Below are 19,770 nucleotides of genomic sequence, written 5' to 3' on the forward strand. Positions count from 1 at the left end.
GCGGCGGGGCGCCTGCCGTGCGGCGCGCGGTGCGCGGCGCCGCCACGGGGTGCGGCGGGGCCTGCGGGGTCCGGACGCGCTGTGCACGGTTCCATGCGCGTCAGCATGACATGCCCGGACGGGTCGGACAGGGGGCCCGGCGCGGCTTGTGGGCGGGAATCGGCCAAATGGTGACCGTCCCGTGATACCGCGGTGCGCTGCGGCGGGCCGCGGATCACGGGACGGGGGTCAGGTCCACACGCGGCGCAGGGTCCACTTCTCGGTGGCGGAGTCGAGCGTGATGTCGGCGATGTTGCTCTCGCCGTGGTCGGACTCCGCGGCCACCCGGACGAGGGTGACAGGGGTGTCGCGTGCGGTGCGGGCGCCGGGGTCGTGCCAGGTGCCGATGACCCGGCGGACCCGGTACATGTGCCCGCGCCAGGCGAAGAGTGCGGGGTGCCCGCCGGTGGTCGATCGGACGTCGATCCGTTCGTTGAAGAGGCTCACACGAACAGTGTAATCGAACTCGTGTTCGATTATCCAGCGACCGCGCCGACCGTGCGCTCCGATGCGGATGCGCCCCTCGTCCCCGCCGGAACGCGGCACCACCCTAGGGTCCCGGCGCCGGCGGGCGCGCGCGGCGCGCCGGAGCCGACGGGCCGGCCGCGACGGGTGCACTATCCTGCGCGGGACGGCCGGTCCACGGGAGAGGACCCGCCGCATCGCAGGTGAGGAGCGCGGGCCATGGCCGAACCGGATCGGGGCGAGCACGTCCCGGGCGCCCCCGTGCTCTCGGCCCCCGTGCCCGAGCGCCTGCTCGCCGCTGCCACCCGGCTCTTCGCCGAGCGGGGCTTCGAGCGCACATCGGTCCAGGACCTGGTCGGCGCCGCCGGCGTCACCAAGGGTGCGATGTACCACTACTTCAGCTCGAAGGACGACCTGCTGTTCGCGATCTACCAGCGAGTCCTCGCCAAGCAGATGGACCGGCTCGCCGCCTACGCCGACTCCGGCGCCCCGCTGGAGGAGCGGCTGCACGGCGCGGCGGCCGACGTCGTCCGCACCACCGTCGAGCACCTCGACGACGCCCTGATCTTCTTCCGCTCCCTGCACATGCTCTCCGCCGACCGGCAGGCCATGGTCCGGAAGGAGCGGCGCGCCTACCACGAGCGGTTCCGCGCCATGGTCGAGGAGGGCCGGAGCAGCGGGCGCCTGCGCTCCGACATCCCCGCCGACATCGTCGTGAACCAGTTCTTCGGCGCGGTCCACCACCTCGGCATGTGGTTCCGCGCCGACGGCGAGCTGAGCGGGGACGACGTCGGCCGCTACTACGCCGACCTGCTGCTCGCCGCGCTGCGCCCGCAGCAGCCCGGCGGGGGCGGCGCGGTTCCGGACGCCGGGCGGTAGATCCGCGTGCGCGGTCCCCGACGCACGTGCAGAACATTCCCGCGGTCCCCGACGCACGTGCAGAACATTCCCGCGGACGCCGCGCCGTCGCGGAGCACGGCCCCCGGTCCCGTTATGGTCGATTGATGGGGGATCCGGGGATCGGGGGAGACGTGGCAGGTCAGGGCGGTGTGCGAGCGCATACGGAGGACGCGGGCGGCGCTGCTGAGCCGGACGGGTCCGGCGGGGAGCGCGCGGGCACCGGCCGGGTGCGCGCCCTCGACGCGCTGCGCGGGTTCGCCCTGTGCGGGATCATCTTCGCCAACGCCCCGGCGATGGCGGCCATGGCGTACCGGGACGACGCCGGGCAGCGCGCGATCGGGCGGACCGTCGTCGACCTCGCCGTCCAGGGCCGCTTCTTTCCGATCTTCAGCTTCCTGTTCGGAATCGGGTTCGCCGTCATCCTGGCGAACGCCGAGGGGCGCTCCGCGCGCCCCCGCCTGGTGCTGCTGCGCAGGCTGGTCGCCCTGGGCCTCCTCGGCGCGGCGCACCAGCTGCTCCAGCCGGGCGAGGCGCTGCTGCCGTACGCGATCGTCGGCATCGTCGTCCTCCTCCCCGCGTCGTTCATCCCCCGATGGCTGGTCCTGGGGGCCGGCGTCGTCGGGACCGTGCTGGGGGTGACGGCCGTCCACGGCGGGGTCGGGCTGATCCCCGGCCTGTTCCTGCTCGGCATGGCGGTGGTCCGCTACGGCGTCGTGCGCGAACTGGCCGAAAAGGCGTGGCCGGCGTGGGTCGGGCTGGTCGCGGGCGGCGCGGGGGCGGCCGTGCTGCTGGCCCGCTACGGCCGCGATCCGATGGCCCCCGTGTTCTACGACATCCAGCCGGCAGCGGGCCTGCTCCTGGCGATCGCGCTGAGCGGGCTGCTGATCCTGCTGCTGAAGGTGCCGGTGCTCGGCGGTGCGCTCTCGGCGGTCCTGGAGCCCTTGGGCCGCATGGCCCTCACCAACTACATCGCGGCGACCCTGCTGCTGCTGGTCGCCGTCCCACTGGTCGGGCTGGCCGGTTCGCACGACTACCTGCTCATGGCGCTGCTCTGCGCCGGGATCCTCGCGGTGCAGGCGCTGTACAGCGCCTGGTGGCTGGGGTCCAACCGCTACGGGCCGCTGGAATGGGTCCTGCGCAGGGTCACCTGGTGGGGTACCCCGCCGGAGCGCGGGTGAGCGCGCCGCGCGTTCAGTTCAGCCCGTGCCGCTCCAGTTCCGCCGCGACCTCGTCGAGGAACGCGTCGACCTGGTCGGGCGCGTAGCCGGGGCGCAGCCGGGTCGTGGTGAACCGCTCGGCGCGGACCCGCGCCGCCGTCAGCATGCCGCTTTCGGTCGCGCCGGGCGCGTCCTTGCCGTCCCGCAGCGTCACCAGGGTGGCCTCGACGTGGTCGAGGAAGGAGTCGACCTCCTCCTCGTCGTACCCGGTGTGCATCCGTGTCGTGTCGAAGTACCTGTTGCGCACGTCGGCGGGTGTCATACCGGTCGGCCGGGCCTCGTCGGCGCCGCTGGTGGTGGTCGCGGTGCGGGGCCGGTCGCCGCGCGCCGGGTCCGGGCCGTCGCCGTGCGCGGGATCGGCTGCGCCCCGCTCACCGGACTCGCGGGCGCGCAGCTCGGCGGCGATCTCGTCGAGGAGGTCGTCCACCTGGCCTTCGTCGTAGCCCGTCGTCATGAACGTCGACCGGAACGAGGAGCTCTCGATGGCGGCGGCGGTGACGCCCCGCCGACCCGGGTCCTCTCCGCGGTCGAGGGCGCGCAGGGTCGCCTCGACGCGTTCGAGGAGGAGGTCGACGTCCTCCTGGTTGTAGCCGCGGCGCATGCGGGCCGAGCGGAACCGCGTGGCGCGGATGTCCTCGGGCGTCAGTGGCATGTGCCCATTGTGCCTGGAACGGGACCGAACGCCGCACTCCACGCGCCGTTGGGGGACCTTCAGTGCGGGCGCCCGGCGGCGAACCGCTCGACGAGCTGCGCCACCTGGCGCCGGTCGTAGCCGCGCATGACGACGTCGAGCGCCGCCAGCCGCCGGAGGGCCTCCTCGGCGGTGACGGCGGGCGCGGCGGGGGCCTCGTCCGGCGCGGGGTCGCGCGCGGCCTGGATGTCCGCCATCAGGATGTCGACCTGTTCGCGGTCGTAGCCGCGCAGGACGACGTCGAAGGCCGCCGGGGCGTTCTCCTCGGGGAAGAAGTCGTTCAGGGGAGGTGCCATAGGCGGGAGTCTGGCACTGGGCGCATACCGTGCGAAAGGACCGCGGGGGCCCATATGGGGCCCGAAGCGGTCGGATCAGTCGCCTACGAGGTAGCGGATGACGCCGGCCGCGGTGGCGTCGGCGGCGCGGACGCGCCACTCGGGGTCGGTGAGTTTCGCGGCGTCCTCGGCGTTGCGCATGTTGCCGACTTCGAGGAACACCTTGGGGACGGTCGACAGGTTGAGCCCGCCGAGGTCGGTGCGGACGTCGATGCCGTCCTCGCCGAGGTAGTCGGAGTAGGGCTGGCCGGACAGCTCGTGGAACTGGTCGCGGACGTCCTCGGCGAGGGTCCGCGACGGCTTCACGATGTCCTCGGTGTGGCCGTCGATGCGGCCCGGGGCGATGACGTGGAAGCCGCTGCCGTCGGCGGATGAGCCGTCGGCGTGGATGGAGATGGCGGCGTCGGCCTCGGCGCGGTTGCCGATCTCGGCCCGTTCGTCGATGCACGGGCCGACGCCCTTGTCGTCCGTGCGGGTGTAGACGACCTTCACCCCCTCGGCTTCCAGCCGCTTTCCGAGCTTCTTTGCGAAGTCCCAGGTGAAGCGGTGTTCCGGGTATCCGTCATTGGTGCTCGCGCCGACCGTGTCGCACTCCTTCTCGGCGGGTCCGGCGGGAACGGGCTCGGCGATCTCCTCGGCGGCGTCGGCGTTGCCGCCGTTGTGGCCCGGGTCGATGGCGACGGTCGTCCCCGCGAGGGGGCCCTCGCTCTTCGTGCCGCCGCTGCCGGGCGCGCCGCCGCCCTGCGGGCTGGGGCCGGGCCGGGAGGCGCCCCGGTTGTCGTCGGGGTCGGCGCCCGGTGCGGGCGACGGCGGCGCGGGGCCGCCCTCGGCGCCGGCGCCGGCGCAGGCCGCGCACAGGGCGAGGGCCGCCGCCGCCGCGAGGACCGCCGCCGTGCGCGGCACCGGACCGCGTGCGTCTGTGCCTGCACTGCCTTCGCCTGCACTGCCAAAGAACATGGGCGGGTCGACGTCCTCGGCTCGTCGGGGGCGGGGTCACCACAACCTACGCCACGGGGCGGCGCGGCACCGCAGTGCGGCGGTCCCCGTTGCCTCGCCCGGAACGGGTCGCGGTGTGCGGCGGCGGATCCGGGGAACGAATCAGGCAGGAAACGCGTCATATCTCAAGACGGCGGGACCGGCCGCCGTTCCACGAGAACTCCTTTCGAGGTGAGACCATGCGCAAGACCAACCGCGCCGCGGCCGGCGCCGCTGCCTGGAACGTCGTGCACGACAGCACCAAGCCCGGGCGCCCCTCGCTCGCGGCGCGCGCCGGGGCCCTCCCGCGGATGCTGGGTTCGCGGTTCCGGGGGCACTACCCGGAACTGACCACGTCGCGGCTGCTGATGTACCTGGTCGCTGTCCTCTACATCGCGTCGCCCATCGACCTCGTACCGGAGCTGTTCGTTCCGTTCCTCGGGTTCGGCGACGACATCGTGGTCGCCGTGTGGCTGGCCGGGGGGCTCATGGGCGAGACCGAGCGCTTCCTCGCCTGGGAGCAGCACGGCCCCCAATACGTCAAGGGCAACGTGGTCGGCTGAGCGCCGCACACCGGACCCGGGGGAGGCACTCCCCCGGGTCCGGTGCGTAAGGTCGGACGGCGGGCGGCGCCGCCCTCCGACCCCCGGGAGACCCGTTGAGCGAACAACGCCGCAGCAGCCGGATCCGCCCATGGGCCGCCGCTGCCGCCGGTGCCGCCGTGCTCGCCGCCGCGGCCGGCTGCACCGGCGGCGCATCGGACGACGGGGCCGGCGCCTCGCTCACCTACGCGCTCGGCGACGAACCCGAGCAGCTCAACCCCGTGCTCGTCGACGAGCACCTCGACCCCGTGACCGAAATGGTGTTCCGCGGCCTGACCGCGCACGACGCCGACAACAGGATCGTGCCGTCGCTCGCCGAGAGCTGGGACGTCGGCGACGGCGGCCGGACCTACAACTTCACCCTGCGCGACGACGTCACCTGGCACGACGGGGCGGAGTTCGGCGCCGACGACGTCGTGTTCACCGTGCGGGAGGTCCGCGACGGCGGACTGCCCACCAGCCACAAGTTCGCCGGCGTCGAGAAGGTCACGGCGCCCGACGACCGCACCGTGGTGATCGAGCTCGCCGAACCCGCTCCCGCACTGCTCGACAGCCTGTCCAACGGGATCCTCCCCGAGCACCTGCTGGCGGACAAGGGGATCGACGACCCGGAGTTCGGCCGCGCCCCCGTGGGCACCGGGCCGTTCCGTCTGGAGCGCTGGGAGCACCGGGAGTACGCCGAGCTCCGCGCCTTCGCCGACTACCACGAGGGCCCGCCCGGTCTCGACGAGGTGGTCGTCGCCTACGTCCCCGACGCCGCGACCCGCCTCATCCGGCTGCGCAACGGCGAGGTCGACGCCGCCTCCCTCGAACCCCGCCAGGCCGCCCAGGCCGCCCAGGCCGCCGGGGACGACGGCACCCGGCTGGCGGTCTACCCGACCGCCGACTACCGCGGCATCCTGTTCAACATGGCCGACGGGATGTTCGACGACCCGGCGCCGCGCCGGGCCATGAACCACGCCGTCGACCGCGAGGCCGTCGTCACGACGGTGCTGCACGGCTACGGCGCGCCCGCGTCCGGGCCGCTCGACCGCAGCGCCTTCCACACCGGCGGCGACGGGTACGGCTTCGACCCCGACCGGGTCGAGTCGATCATGGCGGACGCGGGGTACCGGCGGAACGGCGACGGGATCTGGACGGGCGACGACGGCCCCGTCGAGTTCGAGCTCACCACCTTCGCCGAGGACGGCCTGCGGGCGGCGATGATCGAGGTGCTCGCCACCCAGCTCCGCGAGCAGGGCTTCGACGTGACGGCGGAGCCCACCCCGCGCGACTCCGTCGACTGGGCGGAGGTCCAGGCGTTCCTCATCGGATGGGGGACCCCCTACGACCCCGATGGCTCCCTGTACGGGCCGTTCCACTCCACCGAGGCGCTCGGCAAGGGCGGGTCGAACTACGGGAGCTACGCGAACAAGAAGGTCGACGGCGCCCTCGACCGCGGCCGCCGCACCGGCGGCACCGAGGAGCGGCGGGACGCCTACGCCGACCTCCAGCGGGAGCTGGTGGACGACCCGCCCTACGTCTGGGTGTCCTACCTCGACGCGGTCAACGCGGTCCCGGCCGACCTCGAAGGGCCGCGCGAACGCACACTCGCGCACCACGGCTACGGCTTCTTCTGGAACGTCCACGACTGGACCCGCGCCGACTGACCGGCCGCAGGTGAGGAGTTCGACGTGGCGATCTTCGCCCTGCGCCGCGCCGGTGCGGCGCTGCTCGTCGTCGCGGCCCTGTCCGTCGGCAGCTTCGTGCTGCTCGAACTCGCGCCGGGCGACCCGGCCAGAGCGGTGCTGGAGGCCCGCTCCGGCGGGCGGCCGGTGCCGGAGGCCGCGGTGCGCGAACAGCGGGCGGCGATGGGCGTCGACGCGCCGCTGCCCGCCCGCTACGCGTCCTGGGTCGGCGGGCTGGTGCGGGGCGACCTCGGCCTGTCGTACGCGAGCGGGCGCCCCGTCGCCGATGAGATCGCCGCGGCCCTGCCGTGGACCCTGCTGCTGACCGGCGCCGCACTGGTCCTGGCCTGCGGCGGCGCCATCGCCTTGGGGCTGACCGCAGGGCTCACCCGCAGTACCGCGCTGCGCCGCTGCATCGAGCTCGCGATGTTCGCCCTCGGCGGGCTCCCCGGGTTCGTCGGGGCGCTGGCGCTGCTCTTCGTGTTCTCCGTCTGGCTCGGCTGGCTGCCCTCCGGCGGGCTCGGCCGGCCGGGCGCGGACCCCGCGCCGGGGGACGTCCTGCGCGCCCTCGTCCTCCCGGCGGCGGCCCTCGCGTTCGGCCACCACTTCGGCGTGTACGTGCGCCTCGTGCAGACCGGGGTCGCGCGGGTGCGCGACTCGGTGCACGTCGCGGCGGCCGAGGCGCGCGGGCTCCCCGCGTGGCGGGTGCGGACCCGGCACATCCTGCGCCCCGGCCTCGTGCCGTTCGCCGCCCGCTTCGGGGCCGGAGCGGCGCACCTCATCGCCGGGGCCTACACGGTGGAGCTGGTGTTCGCCTGGCCGGGGATGGGCCGGCTCGCGCTCGACGCCGCACGCGGGCACGACCTGCCGGTCCTGGTCGCGGTGGTGATGGTCACCGGGGGCCTCATCGTGCTGGCGACGTTCGCGGGAGAGGTCGCCACCGCCCGCCTCGACCCCCGCATCCACCTCGGCGGCAAGGGCTAGCAGGGCGGCTTCGGGTCCCGAGGGCCGGGAGCGTGCGCGCCCGCGCCGGGGTGCCGGTCCCGGCGGGTGCGGCCGTGAGGAGAATGGGGTGGTCCACCGGTCCAGTGGAAAGCAGGAGAGCACCGACGTTGTCCCACGACCACCCTGTTCCCGCCCCCGGAGCCCCCGAGCTGCGGGCCGACTGCGGCAGCTGCTTCGGGCTGTGCTGCGTCGCGCTGCCCTTCGCCGCCTCGGCGGACTTCGCCGTCGACAAGGACACCGGGCGGCCGTGCGGGAACCTCACCGACGGCTTCGGCTGCGGCATCCACGCGCGGCTGCGCGAGGAGGGGTTCCGCGGCTGCGCGGTGTTCGACTGCTTCGGCGCCGGGCAGCGCGTCTCGCAGGTCACCTTCCACGGGACGGACTGGCGCGGCGCCCCCGGCACCGCAGGGCGGATGTTCGCGGTGTTCCCGCTCATGCGGCAGCTCCACGAGCTCCTCTACTACCTCGCCGAGGCGCTGGAGCTGCCGCAGGCGCGCCCTGTCCACGGGGAGCTCCGCAGCGCCTTCGCCCGCATCGACGGCATCGCCAGGGGGAGCGCCGACGACGTCGCCGATGCGGCCGTCGCCGCGGAGCGGGCGGACGTCAACGTCCTGCTGCTGCGCAGCAGCGAACTCGCCCGCGCCGGGGTGCCGGGCCGCAAACGCGACCACCGGGGCGCCGACCTGCTCGGCGCCCGCCTGCGCAGGGCCGATCTGCGCGGCGCGAACCTGCGCGGCGCGCTGCTCATCGCCGCCGACCTGACGGGTGCCGACCTCAGGTCGGCCGACCTGATCGGTGCCGACCTCCGCGACGCCGATCTGAGCGGCGCCGACCTCACCGCGAGCATGTTCCTCACCCAGTCCCAGGTCAACGCCGCGAAGGGCGACGCCGCGACGCGGCTGCCGCCCGCGCTCGCCCGCCCCGCGCACTGGTAGCGCGGCGCGGTCCCGTGCACGAGGCGGCGCCCGGCCCACGCGTAGAGTGGCGCTCGCCGTACCGGTGGCCGCGGGCCGGTGTGCCGAACAGAGGAGGTCGCCGGCGCCGATGGTCGGACGCGAACCGCCGCGCCAACGGGGCACCGCCGCCGCAACGGTGCGCGGCGGCCCCCGCGGGCTGCTCGCGGTGCGCCTGCCCGCGGCAGGGCGCGCGGGCGGTGCCGCCATCGCGGCGGCATGCGCGGCGCTCGCGCTCATGGCGGCGGCCGCGCTGCTCGCGCCGTGGCTCACGGCGCACGACCCCGTTGCGACCGACACCAGTGCGGTGTCCCTGCCGCCGGGGACGCCGGGGCACCCGCTCGGCACCGACGCGCTGGGCCGCGACCTCGCGGCGCGGATGCTCTTCGGTGCGCGGTCCTCGCTGCTGGTCGGGGTCGTCGCGGGCGCGGCGACGGTCGTGCTGGGGACCCTCCTCGGCGGGCTGGCCGCCGTCGCGCCGCGTCCCGTCGACGCCCTCATCACCCGCACGGCCGACGCCCTCCTCGCCCTCCCGCTCGTGCTGGTCGCCATGGCGATCGCCGCCGTGGCGGGGTCGTCCTTCGGCACGGTGGTCGCCGCGATCGCCGCAACGGCGTGGATGCCCGTCGCCCTCATCGCCAGGGCGGAGGTCGGGGCGCTGCGCGAGCGCCCGTTCGTGCGCGCGGCCCGCGGACTGGGGCTCTCCCGTACCCGGGTCCTCACCCGGCACCTCTTGCCGGGCGCGCTGCCGCCCATCGCCGCGATCGCGGCGTTCGAGGTCGGCCACGCGGTCCTCACCGAGTCGACGCTGAGCTTCCTCGGCATCGGGGTCCCGGCGAACCGGCCGAGTTGGGGCGGGCTGCTCGCCGACGCCCGCTCGCAGATGCTGAGCGGGCAGTGGTACGCCGTCGCGGTCCCCGCCGCGGCGATCGTCGCGGCCATCATCGCCGTCAACGTGCTCGCCACCGCGTTCGACCGGCACGCGGCCGCGGCCGGCCGGACGTGGTGAGCCGCCGCGCGGCGCCGGGGGCGCCACTGCTGCGGGTCGGCGGCCTGGTGGTCGAGGCCGCCACGGGCGGCGGAGCCGTCCGGCGTATCGTCGACGGACTCGACCTCGACCTCCACCCTGGCGAGGTCACGGCCCTGGTCGGGCGCAGCGGCAGCGGCAAGACCCTGACCGCGCGCAGCCTGATCGGCTTGGCGCCGCGCGGGGTGCTGGCGCGCGGCAGCGCCCTCCTCGACACCGGCGACGGCGCCCCGGTGGACCTGCTGGCGCTCTCGCGGCGGCGGCTGCGCGCGGTGCGGGGCGCCCGTGTCGGCGCCGTCTTCCAGGAGGCGCAGGCCGGGCTGAACCCGACGGTGCGGGTCGGCGGCCACTTCACCGAGACCTTGGCGGCGCACGGTGTGCCGCGGTCCGAGCGCAGGGCCGCCGGTGCCGCGGCGCTGGCCCGTGTCGGCCTGGTTCCGTCCACAGGGCTGTGGACGGCCTACCCGTTCGAACTGTCGGGCGGGCAGGCGCAGCGCGTCGCCATCGCGCTGGCGACGGTGCTCGCGCCGCGCCTGCTGATCGCCGACGAGATCACCTCGGCGCTCGACGCGGTGACCCGCGCCGAGGTCCTCGACCTGCTGCGCGGGCAAACGGTCGCCGCCGGGTGCGCGCTGCTGCTCGTCACCCACGACCTGGACGTGGCGGGACGCTGGGCCGACCGCATCGCCGTGCTCGACGGCGGCCGGATCGTCGAGCACGGCCGCGCCGCCGCGCTGCTCGCCGCGCCGGCCCACCCGTTCACCCGCGCCCTGGTCGGCGGCGACGAGGGGGCCGGGGCATGAGCGCGGGCCGCACGCGGAACGGCGCGCCGCTGCTGTCGTGCAGCGGGGTGGAACGCACCCTGGGCGCCGGGCGGCGGCGCACAGCGGCGCTGCGAGGGGTCGGCCTCGCCATCGGCGCGGGGGAGGCCGTCGCCGTCGTGGGGCGCAGCGGCGCGGGCAAGTCGACCCTCGTCGGCGTGCTCGCCGCGCTCGACCGCCCGGACCGGGGGACCGTCCTGCTCGACGGCACCGACGTGTGGGCGGCACCCGAACGGCGGCGCCGGGAGCTGCGGCGCCGTGTGGGGTGGGTCCCGCAGGACGCCCTCAGCTCGTTCGATCCGCGCTTCACCGCCGGCGAGGTGGTCGCCGAGGCGCTCCCCGGGGCCCCGCGCGGGTTCCGCGGCGCCCGGAGCGGCGGGGCCGCCGTCGCCGCGGCGGTGGCCGAGCTGTTCGAGCGCGTCGGCCTGGACCCGGGGCTGGCGCCGCGGCGGCCGGTGACCCTCTCCGGCGGGGAGCGCCAGCGGGTCGCGATCGCCAGGGCGCTGGCGGTGCGCCCGGCGGTGCTGCTCGCCGACGAGGCCACCAGCGGCTTGGACACCCTCGCCGCGCGGCGGGTCCTGGACGCCCTGGAGGCGGCGACGGGGGAGGGCCGCGCCCTTGTCGTGGTGACCCACGACCTCCGGGTCGCCCACCGCCTCGCCCGCCGGATCGTGGTCATGGACGAGGGGCGCATTGTGGAGGACGTCGCCGCCGACACCGCGGGGGCCGTGGGCCCGCACCTCGACCGGCTGCGGCGGGCCACACCCTGAACCCCGCTCCGGCAACCGGCGGCCCCGCCGCCGCGTCGGAGGAGGTGCCCCCGCCGCGCGGCCTTGGCCTGGTGCAGAGATGCAGAGAGGGGAGGGTCGTGGCCCTGACGTCATGCCGGAGGTGACGGGCGAGAGCGTCCTTTTCCCAGCGGACCTGGGCAAGGCTAACCGGCAGCCTAGGCACCGTTCCCTCGGGTCAAGGGTGCTCTTGCCTCCGGGCGGCCTCTACGTGGGGCGCTCTTGCCCCCGGGCGGCCTCGCTTCCGGACGCCGGGGCCCGGATTCCTGTGCACGCTCCGCGCCGTGCAGCACGGCGCGACGCTCGAGATCGCGCCGGCGGAGGGGTGAGGGCACCGCACCGGGCCGTGAACGCCCCGAGGGCGGGTCGCCGTCGACCCGCCCTCGTGCTATTTGACGGCGGGTCGCCCCGCTCGATCCCCCCGGAGAAAAGCACCGGCCGGGGAGGCTACTCCGAACGCTGGGCGGGGATCCCTGCCAGTAGCGCGCGGACTTCCGTCTCGCGGTAGCGGCGGTGGCCGCCGAGAGTCCGGATCGAGGTCAGTTTGCCCGCTTTCGCCCAGCGAGTGACGGTCTTGGGGTCCACGCGGAACATGGTGGCAACCTCGGCAGGGGTCAACAGTGGCTCCGCCTCGGGCGTGCGAGTTGACATGTGTACGGCCTCTCCTCCTGGATCTGTGTGCCGATCCGTAAGCCTTATCCTGGGACTTCTCCCGGATGTCCAATATTGCCCTCGTAGGTCTATATTGGCATCACCCGAGGTGATTGTGCGACCACTCAAAGCCACTTTGTTGCGTAGGAGGTCCCAAAGTCGCTCATGCAGTGCGTCACGCTGAGTGATTCTAGCGACACGTTTAGTGGCATGTGGCGTATTCGGTCAAAACTTCGTCCTCCGGCCCTGTTTTTCTCGATCCGGCGAACCGAAAGTGCTATGAGGGGTGCGCCTGAAAATGGCGTTCGCCCGATTCGCTCCCCCGGCTGGTACGGCGTCGACCAGCGCGTTCGCGGCTCCGTGCGGTGACCCCGATGTCACCCGCCGGATCGGCCGTCTTTTCTTGCGCGACACGCACACCCCCGGCGCGGCGCGGGTTTCCGGTTACACAGCGTGCGCTGCGTGGCCGGACGAATACAGTCTATGTCGGTATCTATCAGCTGTTATGCCCAATTTCGGTAAAGTTGATGTCAGTCGGGACGCCCATCGGCCGTCCCGTCGCAGGTACGCACAGCGAACGCCCAAGTACTCTCGGTCGGAATGTGATATGTGACACTCTCACGTCGAGGGTCGGGCGGAACGCGCCGAACCGGGACGAGTCGCCTTGGCCCGACCTTGACCGTCAGTTGGCGCGTTCGAGGGCCTGAGCCGACCTCCACCGGTGCCGCAGCCGCCGGAGCATCGCCAGCACGACCTCGTCCTGCCCGCTCTCCACAGCGCGGATGGCGGCCGCGAGCTCCGCCGCGGAATGGTCGGTGCCGAGCTCGTCGTCGCCGAACAGCCGCACCAGGCCGCCGTAGTCGAGCTCCAGCAGGGCGCGCGGGTGCGCCACCGTCGCCAGCCAGTCCTCCAGCCGGGTGAGGCCGGGCAGCAGCGAGACCTCGTCGGTGCCCCGCCGCATCGCCGCCGCCGCGTGCTCCAGCCGGCGGCGGGCACCCGCCGCGTCGGTGACGTAGAGCAGTACGCGGGTCGCCGCCGGGCTCGGCTCGTCGAGCTCGTAGTGGACCCCGCCGGGGGGCCGCGCGGTCCGCACGTCGTCGGGCACCCGGTCCGGGTCACCGGCCGAAGCGGGCGGCGACCCGGGCCGGTGCGGCCGCCCGGAGCGCAGGACCAGGCAGCGCTCCCGCTCGGCGAACGGCGCGAACCAGGCGAGCGGGATGCGCCAGTTGCTGCTCAGCGTCTGCGGATGCGGGCTGCCGCCCTGCTCGCACCACCCCCGGAAGTCGGCGTCGACCGACGCCGCGACATGGTCGGGCAGGTACGCGGACCGCAGCCGCGCGGAGGTCGCCCGGTGGAAGTCGCGGAACGCCAGCCACGAGCGGAGCCGGGTCTGCCACGGGCAGATGAAGAGCTCCGACCCTGATCGGCGGACGTAGGCGTGCCGGCTCTCCTCGTGGGGCGCCGCGACGGGCGGGGTGGCGACCAGCCGCCGCAGGCTCTCGGCGTGCTCGGCCGCCATCGTGTGGACGCGTCTGGGGCGGTGCGGGGAGTCGGCGTAGTGCGCCCAGTAGGCGCGGTCGGTGCTGGAGAAGGCGTCGAGGGGAAGGTACACGCGGAGGTAGGCGGTGTAGGGCAGCACCCGGAAATCGTTCCACACGCGGCGTGCACACGGGAGCCGATCGGGTGAGCGGAACCGGCCGCCGGCGGGGCCGGGCCGATCAGGCGCCGTCCGCCGCGCCGGGCGGCGTAGGCAGGTCGGTTCCAAACCAGGTACGGTTGTATCCGTACGTAAGCTGGCGCCTGTCGTCAGTGCGGTGGCGGCCGTCAGCCCGGCATTGCGGTTTTTGCTAGTGATCTGGGGTTTTCAAAACCCAATCGTTGAGGGGGTCGAGCCAATGGGGCGCGGCCGAGCCAAGGCCAAGCAGCAGAAGGTCGCCCGGCGGTTGAAGTACAACGCCGGTGGTACCGATCTTGATTCGCTGCGGTCGGAGCTGGGTGTCGCTGAGGAGAAGCAGTCGTCGGAGCCGTCTGGGCCCACTGATGACGGCTTTGAAGACCCTTACGACACCCTGGTCGACCGATACTCGGACTACGCGGACGAGTACGCGGGCGGCGACGAGCCGGGGGACCGCGCCGATCGCGACGGTCGGTAGCGGTAGGTCGTGATCCTGTGGGCCGTTCCGGGCCGACGTGCACCATGGCGGTGCGCGGCGGGCGCCGGTCGGCGCCCACGGGACACTCCGCAGTCTCCCCCACCCTGCCAAGGGTGATTCGCGCGGCCCGCTGAGCCGGGTCGGCGAGCAGCAGGCGGCAACGGCCGGTGCGGTCCACGGACCCCACCGGCCGTTTCACGTGCGCCGGCGCCCGCAGCCGAACGCGGGCCGCGCGGGCGGCCCCGGCGCGCGGGACCCCAGCGGGCGTTCTCACGCGTGCGCCCCGCTGAGCACGGCGCGCCCCGAGCCCGGAGTGACCGCGCCGGCGACCCAGGCGGTGAGACCGCGTTCGGCGAGGAAACCGACCGCGCGGTCGGCGTCGCCGCCGGCGACCACCGCCGCCATGCCGACGCCCATGTTGAAGGTCGCCTCCATGTCGGACCGCCCGATGCCGCCCTGCTCGGCGAGGTAGCCGAACACCGGCTGCGGACGCCACGTCCCGCGGTCGAGTACGGCGTCGAGGTGGTCCGGCAGCGAGCGGGCCAGGTTGGCGGCGAACCCGCCGCCCGTGATGTGCGCATAGGCGTGCACCTCGACCGCCGCGGTGAGCGCGAGGCAGTCCTTGGCGTAGACCCGCGTGGGGGTGAGCAGTTCGGCGCCGAGCTCCACGCCCAGTTCGGGGACGTGCGAGGTGAGCGGGGTCCCCGCCCGGTCGATGATCCGCCGGACCAGGGAGAAGCCGTTGGAGTGCAACCCGGACGACGCGATCGCGACCACGGCGTCGCCCTCGCGCACGCGCTGCGGGCCGAGGACGGAATCGGCCTCGACGACGCCGGTTCCGGCACCGGCGAGGTCGTACTCGTGCGGCCGCATTGCGCCGGGGTGCTCGGCGGTCTCGCCGCCGATGAGCGCGCACCCGGCCTGGTGGCAGCCTTCGGCGATGCCGCCGACGATGGCGGCGATGCGTTCGGGGACCACGGCCCCGCACGCGATGTAGTCGGTCATGAACAGCGGTTCGGCGCCGCTGACGACGAGGTCGTCCACGACCATGCCGACCAGGTCGATGCCGATGGTGTCGTGCCGGTCGAGGGCCTGCGCCAGCATGATCTTGGTGCCGACCCCGTCGGTGGAGGTCGCCAGGACCGGCGCCCGGTACGCGGCGAGGTCGAGCTGGAACAGGCCGGCGAACCCGCTGGCGTCGGGGATCTGCTCCGGGCGGCGGGTGCGCGCCACGTGGCTCTTCATCAGGTCGACGGCGCGCTCGCCCGCACCGATGTCGACCCCCGCGGCGGCGTAGGCGTCGTCCGCGGGGCGCGAATCGGTCTCGGTGTTCTCTGGCACGGCTGCGGATCCTCGGGTCTGGTGGGCTGACTCGGCCCGCGCGCGCGGCGGGCCCGTTGCTGGACCGGGGCACGGCGGCCCCGGGGTGCGGCCGCCGCTACCGCGGGACGGCCGACAGCGGCCTTTCGCGGGGGGTCCCGCAGGACTTCTCCAGCAGGTCCTTGCCGCGGGAGTCCTCATCGACCTCGATGGGGTACACGCCGTCGAAGCAGGCCCGGCACAGCCGGCTCTTGGGGACCTCGGTGGCCGACACGAGCTGATCGAGGTCGATGTAGGCCAGGGAGTCGGCGTTGATCGAGGCGCGGACCTGCTCCTCGGTCATGTTGCCCGCGATGAGCTCGGCCTTGGTGGCGAAGTCGATCCCGTAGTAGCAGGGCCACAGGACGGGCGGGCTGGAGATGCGCACGTGCACCTCTGCCGCGCCGGCGTCGCGCAGCATCCGCACCAGTGCCCGCTGGGTGGTGCCGCGCACGATGGTGTCGTCGACCACGACCAGCCGCTTGCCCTCGATGACGTCGCGCAGCGGGTTGAGCTTGAGCCGGATGCCCAGTTCGCGCAGAGTCTGGCTGGGCTGGATGAAGGTGCGCCCGACGTAGGAGTTCTTCACCAGGCCCTGGGCGAACGGGATGCCGCTGGCCTCGGCGTAGCCGACGGCCGCGGGGGTGCCGGACTCCGGCACCGGGATGACGATGTCGGCGTCGGCGGGGTGCTCCTTGGCGAGCCTGCGGCCGACCTCGACCCGGGTGCTGTTGACGTTGCGCCCGGCGATCGAGGTGTCGGGGCGGGCGAGGTAGACGTACTCGAACAGGCAGCCCTTGGGCGCGGCCGGGGCGAAGCGGTGAGAGGCGACGCCGCGCTCGTCGATGGTGAGCAGCTCGCCCGGCTCGATCTCGCGGACAACGGTGGCGCCGACGATGTCGAGCGCGGCGGTCTCGCTGGCGACCACCCAGCCGCTGCGCAGCCGGCCCAGCACGAGCGGGCGGATGCCCTGCGGGTCGCGCGCGGCGTACAGGGTGGTCTCGTCCATGAACACCAGCGAGAACGCGCCCTTGACCTTCGGCAGCAGCGCCATGGCCGCTTCCTCGGTGGTCTGGTCCGGGTGGACCGCGAGGAGGCTGGTCAGGACCTCGGTGTCGGTGGTCGCGGCCGAACGGTGGTCCGGCAGCATCGCGGCGAGCTCGGGGGTGTTGATGAGGTTGCCGTTGTGGCCGAGGGCGAGCCCGCCCTCACGTGCCGTGTAGAACGTGGGCTGTGCGTTCTCCCACACCGGCGCGCCGGTGGTGGAGTAGCGGCAGTGCCCGATGGCGAGGTAGCCGCGCAGGGAGTCGAGGGTGGCCTCGTTGAACACCTGGGAGACGAGTCCCATGTCCTTGTAGACGACGATGCGCTCGCCGTCGCTCAGGGCGATGCCCGCGGACTCCTGCCCGCGGTGCTGTAGTGCGTACAGGCCGAAGTAGGAGAGCTTGCTGACTTCTTCGCCGGGAGCCCAGACCCCGAACACCCCGCACGCGTCCTGCGGACTGCGCTCGTGGGGATCGGTGTCCATGCTGAGCCGGCCGTCGGGTTGCGACACGCCTGCCAGCCTACTGGGTGGCGGCAGGGGTCGGGTCACCGCGCCCCAGGTCCCGGCCGTGCGCGGCAGCCGGCGGCCAGTTCAGGGGCGTGCGGAGCGGGGCTGCCAGAGGGGGAGCAGGGGCGCGAGGTCGGCCCGGACCCCGCTGGCGGTCACCTCGTGCGCGGCGAGGGCCGCCGCCCAGGTCCGGTGCCCCAGCGCGAGGGCGAGCCAGACCAGCGGGGCGGTCTCGACGACGCCCGGCGGCGTGCCGCGCGTGTGCTGGGGCCCGGCGAGGATCTGCACGGCGCCGAAGGGCGGCACGCGGACCTCCAATGCGTGGCCGGGCGCCCTCTGGGCGAGCTCGGCGAGGGTCCCGCGGACGGCGGCCTGGACGGCGGGCCGCAGCGGGGTCAGCCCGGCCTCGGCCGCGCGCAGCACCGCCTCGGCGCAGCCGGTCAGCTCGGCCTGCTCGGGCCCGGCGTAGGGCGGCTCGCCGAGCGCACCGCGCTGGGCGTCGAGTGCGGCGCGCAGCGCGGCGCGCCGCCGCTGGGCTGCTGAGGGTTTGGGCGGCACACGGCAAGGCTAGTGGGGCACCCTTGGGGCCGGGTGATCGGAGCATGCGGCGGGGACTCCTCCGTCGCCGCAGGTGACGAAGGAGGCATGTGCCGCGCCGGGGGTGGCGGTTAGGATGAATGCACCGCCATGTCGGCTTAAGTCGGCCCGGTGGAGAGGTGAACAATCAGTGAAATGTCCCGGCGATCAGCGCTGCTCGCCCCATGGCCGCGGTCCGATGTCCTCGGGCCGACCTGCGACCCGTTTGCCCGAATGGTGCTACTAGCATCCTCACGGACGATCACCGCACTTCGGGAGAGAGATGTGCGTCTGCGCCTGACTCCGCGCGATGACAGCTACTACGAGATGTTCGCCGACTCCGCGAACAATCTCGTGATCGCAGCGCGTCTGCTGGTGGAACTCATCAGTGAGGACGCCGACCGGGAGGCCATCACCGAGAAGATGCACGCCTGCGAGCACGCGGGCGACGAGCGGACGCACGCCATCATGCGGCGGCTCAACGAGAGCTTCGTCACCCCGTTCGACCGGGAGGACATCTACCGGCTGGCGTCCTGCCTCGACGACGTGATGGACTCCATGGAGGCCGCCGTCGACCTCATCGGGCTCTACCGGCTCGACCGCCTCCCCAAAGGCATCATCGACCAGGTGGAGGTGCTCGAACGCGCCGCCGAGCTGACCGCCGAGGCGATGCCGCGCCTGCGTTCGATGAAGGATCTCACCAGCTACTGGATCGAGATCAACCAGTTGGAGAACCAGGCCGACCAGATCTACCGGCGGCTGCTGGCCCACCTGTTCAGCGGCGAGTACGACGCGCTGACCGTCCTCAAGCTCAAGGACGTCATCGAGGAGCTGGAGACCGCGGCCGACGCGTTCGAACACGTCGCCAACACGGTCGAGAGCATCGCCGTGAAAGAGTCCTGACAGCAGCAGTGCTCCCGGAGCGGCCCCGGTCGGCCGGGGGCCGCCACAGCCCTTCTCACGATCCGGACCGCACCTCCCGTGCCTGACACGCCCGCGCTCATCGCCGTCGTCGCCGCCGCGCTGCTGTTCGCCTACACCAACGGCTTCCACGACGCCGCCAACTCCGTCGCCACCTCCATCACCACGCGTGCGCTCACCCCGCGCGCCGCCGTGGTCATGGCGGCCTTCATGAACATGGTCGGCGCGTTCCTCGGCGAGGGCGTGGCGCGCACCATCGGGCAGCAGATCATCGTGCCGCCCATGGGCGTCGAGGGCCTCTACGTGCTCTTCTCCGCGCTGGTGGGGGCCGTCGCATGGAATGTGGTCACCTGGTACAAGGGCATGCCCTCATCGGCGTCCCACGCGCTCGTGGGCGGCCTGGTGGGCGCCGCCGTCGCGTCGGCGAGCACGGTCGACTGGGCCGGCGTCGGCTGGAGTTTCGGGCTGCCGATGCTGCTGTCGCCGCTGATCGGCGGCGCACTCGGCTTCCTGGTGATGCTGGGCATCCTGTGGCTGTTCCGCAATGCGCGGCCCGCGCAGGTGAACCGCAGGTTCAAGCTGGCGCAGAGCGTCTCGGCCGCCGCCATGGCACTCGGCAACGGCCTCCAGGACGCCCAGAAGACCATGGGCGTGGTCGTCCTGGCCCTGGTGACGACCGGCTACCAGCAGGACTACGACGTCCCGTTCTGGGTGGTCGTCGCGGCGGCGCTGGCGATGTCGCTCGGCACGGCGGCGGGCGGCTGGCGCATCATGCGGACGCTGGGCCGGCGGGTGATCCAGCTGGACGCCCCCAAGGGCTTCGCCGCCGAGAGCACCGTCGCGGTGATCTCGGCGGCGACGTCGTTCATCTGGCACGTGCCGATCTCCAGCACGCACACGATCACCTCGGCGATCGTGGGCGTGGGCGCCACCCGCCGCCTCTCGGCCGTGCGATGGGGCGTCGCGGGCGACATCGTGCTGGTGTGGCTGCTCACCATCCCCGCGTCGGGGGTCCTGGCCGGGATCGCCTACGGCCTGGTGCGCATGCTGGTGGGCTGAGCCACGCGGCGCCG

At 73.7% G+C, this 19,770-nt stretch carries 21 protein-coding genes; 12 read left to right on the top strand and 9 right to left on the bottom strand.

Annotated features, from left to right (window positions below; genetic code table 11):
- Positions 1-228 precede the first annotated feature (228 nt).
- Positions 229-702, bottom strand: a complete 474-nt coding sequence (locus CLV63_RS34970; RefSeq protein ID WP_281260701.1) for a DUF6504 family protein — start codon at positions 700-702, stop codon at positions 229-231.
- Positions 703-723: 21 nt separating this feature from the next.
- Here CLV63_RS34970 and CLV63_RS06445 point away from each other — a divergent pair, with 21 nt between their 5' ends.
- Together CLV63_RS06445 and CLV63_RS06450 are read left to right on the top strand one after the other, a co-directional pair.
- Positions 724-1,383 (top strand): TetR/AcrR family transcriptional regulator, encoded by a 660-nt coding sequence (locus tag CLV63_RS06445; protein WP_106581954.1) that lies wholly within the window; start codon positions 724-726, stop codon positions 1,381-1,383.
- A 170-nt stretch (positions 1,384-1,553) separates the two neighbouring features.
- On the top strand, positions 1,554-2,582 hold the full coding sequence (locus tag CLV63_RS06450; protein ID WP_211301184.1) for a DUF418 domain-containing protein: 1,029 nt from the start codon (positions 1,554-1,556) through the stop codon (positions 2,580-2,582).
- 13 nt (positions 2,583-2,595) lie between these two features.
- Here the strand turns inward: CLV63_RS06450 and CLV63_RS06455 are convergent, their stop codons facing one another.
- From CLV63_RS06455 to CLV63_RS06465, 3 genes are all read right to left on the bottom strand, one after another.
- Positions 2,596-3,273, bottom strand: a complete 678-nt coding sequence (locus CLV63_RS06455) for a DivIVA domain-containing protein (protein WP_106581956.1) — start codon at positions 3,271-3,273, stop codon at positions 2,596-2,598.
- Positions 3,274-3,332: 59 nt separating this feature from the next.
- On the bottom strand, positions 3,333-3,608 hold the full coding sequence (locus tag CLV63_RS06460; RefSeq protein ID WP_106581957.1) for a hypothetical protein: 276 nt from the start codon (positions 3,606-3,608) through the stop codon (positions 3,333-3,335).
- Positions 3,609-3,683: 75 nt separating this feature from the next.
- Positions 3,684-4,550 carry an N-acetylmuramoyl-L-alanine amidase gene (locus CLV63_RS06465; protein WP_245928609.1) on the bottom strand — a complete coding sequence of 289 codons (867 nt, stop codon included), beginning with the start codon at positions 4,548-4,550 and terminating at the stop codon, positions 3,684-3,686.
- A 272-nt stretch (positions 4,551-4,822) separates the two neighbouring features.
- Between CLV63_RS06465 and CLV63_RS06470 the strand changes: the two genes are divergently transcribed.
- The 7 genes from CLV63_RS06470 (at position 4,823) to CLV63_RS06500 (ending at position 11,467) form a co-directional block, all read left to right on the top strand.
- Positions 4,823-5,185: a YkvA family protein gene (locus CLV63_RS06470; protein ID WP_106581959.1), complete on the top strand. Its 363-nt coding sequence runs from the start codon at positions 4,823-4,825 to the stop codon at positions 5,183-5,185.
- 95 nt (positions 5,186-5,280) lie between these two features.
- Positions 5,281-6,873, top strand: coding sequence for an ABC transporter substrate-binding protein (locus tag CLV63_RS06475; RefSeq protein ID WP_245928610.1), 1,593 nt, complete (start codon positions 5,281-5,283; stop codon positions 6,871-6,873).
- 24 nt (positions 6,874-6,897) lie between these two features.
- Positions 6,898-7,875, top strand: a complete 978-nt coding sequence (locus CLV63_RS06480) for an ABC transporter permease (protein WP_245928611.1) — start codon at positions 6,898-6,900, stop codon at positions 7,873-7,875.
- Positions 7,876-8,003: 128 nt separating this feature from the next.
- The gene (locus CLV63_RS06485; RefSeq protein WP_245928612.1) at positions 8,004-8,831 is read left to right on the top strand and encodes a pentapeptide repeat-containing protein; all 828 of its coding nucleotides are present in this window, start codon (positions 8,004-8,006) and stop codon (positions 8,829-8,831) included.
- Positions 8,832-8,940: 109 nt separating this feature from the next.
- Positions 8,941-9,858, top strand: a complete 918-nt coding sequence (locus CLV63_RS06490; RefSeq protein WP_106581961.1) for an ABC transporter permease — start codon at positions 8,941-8,943, stop codon at positions 9,856-9,858.
- Positions 9,855-10,679 carry an ABC transporter ATP-binding protein gene (locus CLV63_RS06495; protein WP_106581962.1) on the top strand — a complete coding sequence of 275 codons (825 nt, stop codon included), beginning with the start codon at positions 9,855-9,857 and terminating at the stop codon, positions 10,677-10,679. Before CLV63_RS06490 ends, CLV63_RS06495 begins: the two co-directional genes overlap by 4 nt.
- On the top strand, positions 10,676-11,467 hold the full coding sequence (locus CLV63_RS06500) for an ABC transporter ATP-binding protein (RefSeq protein ID WP_106581963.1): 792 nt from the start codon (positions 10,676-10,678) through the stop codon (positions 11,465-11,467). The genes CLV63_RS06495 and CLV63_RS06500 overlap by 4 nt, the downstream gene beginning before the upstream one ends.
- A gap of 465 nt (positions 11,468-11,932) precedes the next feature.
- Here the strand turns inward: CLV63_RS06500 and bldC are convergent, their stop codons facing one another.
- Positions 11,933-12,136: a developmental transcriptional regulator BldC gene (bldC, locus tag CLV63_RS06505; RefSeq protein ID WP_106581964.1), complete on the bottom strand. Its 204-nt coding sequence runs from the start codon at positions 12,134-12,136 to the stop codon at positions 11,933-11,935.
- A gap of 682 nt (positions 12,137-12,818) precedes the next feature.
- Positions 12,819-13,793 (bottom strand): hypothetical protein, encoded by a 975-nt coding sequence (locus CLV63_RS06510; protein WP_245928613.1) that lies wholly within the window; start codon positions 13,791-13,793, stop codon positions 12,819-12,821.
- A gap of 238 nt (positions 13,794-14,031) precedes the next feature.
- Between CLV63_RS06510 and CLV63_RS06515 the strand changes: the two genes are divergently transcribed.
- Entirely contained in the window at positions 14,032-14,289 is a 258-nt protein-coding gene (locus CLV63_RS06515) for a DUF3073 domain-containing protein (RefSeq protein ID WP_106581966.1), read from the top strand.
- A gap of 270 nt (positions 14,290-14,559) precedes the next feature.
- Here the strand turns inward: CLV63_RS06515 and purM are convergent, their stop codons facing one another.
- From purM to CLV63_RS06530, 3 genes are all read right to left on the bottom strand, one after another.
- A complete protein-coding gene (gene purM / locus CLV63_RS06520; protein WP_245928614.1) occupies positions 14,560-15,630 on the bottom strand; it encodes a phosphoribosylformylglycinamidine cyclo-ligase in 1,071 nt (356 codons plus the stop codon).
- Positions 15,631-15,727: 97 nt separating this feature from the next.
- Positions 15,728-17,176, bottom strand: coding sequence for an amidophosphoribosyltransferase (gene purF, locus CLV63_RS06525; RefSeq protein ID WP_245928631.1), 1,449 nt, complete (start codon positions 17,174-17,176; stop codon positions 15,728-15,730).
- A gap of 108 nt (positions 17,177-17,284) precedes the next feature.
- Positions 17,285-17,758 carry a sterol carrier family protein gene (locus CLV63_RS06530; RefSeq protein WP_106581969.1) on the bottom strand — a complete coding sequence of 158 codons (474 nt, stop codon included), beginning with the start codon at positions 17,756-17,758 and terminating at the stop codon, positions 17,285-17,287.
- Between the two features lie 303 nt (positions 17,759-18,061).
- On the opposite strand from CLV63_RS06530, the gene CLV63_RS06535 reads away from it, so the two are divergent.
- The gene (locus CLV63_RS06535) at positions 18,062-18,679 is read left to right on the top strand and encodes a DUF47 domain-containing protein (RefSeq protein WP_106581970.1); all 618 of its coding nucleotides are present in this window, start codon (positions 18,062-18,064) and stop codon (positions 18,677-18,679) included.
- 78 nt (positions 18,680-18,757) lie between these two features.
- Entirely contained in the window at positions 18,758-19,756 is a 999-nt protein-coding gene (locus tag CLV63_RS06540) for an inorganic phosphate transporter (protein WP_106581971.1), read from the top strand.
- Positions 19,757-19,770: the final 14 nt, after the last annotated feature.

Origin of the sequence: Murinocardiopsis flavida (assembly GCF_003014485.1) — a bacterium.
Lineage (GTDB): Bacteria > Actinomycetota > Actinomycetes > Streptosporangiales > Streptosporangiaceae > Murinocardiopsis > Murinocardiopsis flavida.

Excerpts from the sequence above, each read along its gene's own strand:
- CLV63_RS34970 (WP_281260701.1), bottom strand. The coding sequence starts at position 702 with ATGCGGCGGGTCCTCTCCCGTGGACCGGCCGTCCCGCGCAGGATAGTG.
- CLV63_RS06445 (WP_106581954.1), top strand. The coding sequence starts at position 724 with ATGGCCGAACCGGATCGGGGCGAGCACGTCCCGGGCGCCCCCGTGCTC.
- CLV63_RS06455 (WP_106581956.1), bottom strand. The coding sequence starts at position 3,273 with ATGCCACTGACGCCCGAGGACATCCGCGCCACGCGGTTCCGCTCGGCC.
- CLV63_RS06460 (WP_106581957.1), bottom strand. The coding sequence starts at position 3,608 with ATGGCACCTCCCCTGAACGACTTCTTCCCCGAGGAGAACGCCCCGGCG.
- CLV63_RS06470 (WP_106581959.1), top strand. The coding sequence starts at position 4,823 with ATGCGCAAGACCAACCGCGCCGCGGCCGGCGCCGCTGCCTGGAACGTC.
- CLV63_RS06490 (WP_106581961.1), top strand. The coding sequence starts at position 8,941 with ATGGTCGGACGCGAACCGCCGCGCCAACGGGGCACCGCCGCCGCAACG.
- CLV63_RS06500 (WP_106581963.1), top strand. The coding sequence starts at position 10,676 with ATGAGCGCGGGCCGCACGCGGAACGGCGCGCCGCTGCTGTCGTGCAGC.
- bldC (WP_106581964.1), bottom strand. The coding sequence starts at position 12,136 with ATGTCAACTCGCACGCCCGAGGCGGAGCCACTGTTGACCCCTGCCGAG.
- CLV63_RS06515 (WP_106581966.1), top strand. The coding sequence starts at position 14,032 with ATGGGGCGCGGCCGAGCCAAGGCCAAGCAGCAGAAGGTCGCCCGGCGG.
- purF (WP_245928631.1), bottom strand. The coding sequence starts at position 17,176 with ATGGACACCGATCCCCACGAGCGCAGTCCGCAGGACGCGTGCGGGGTG.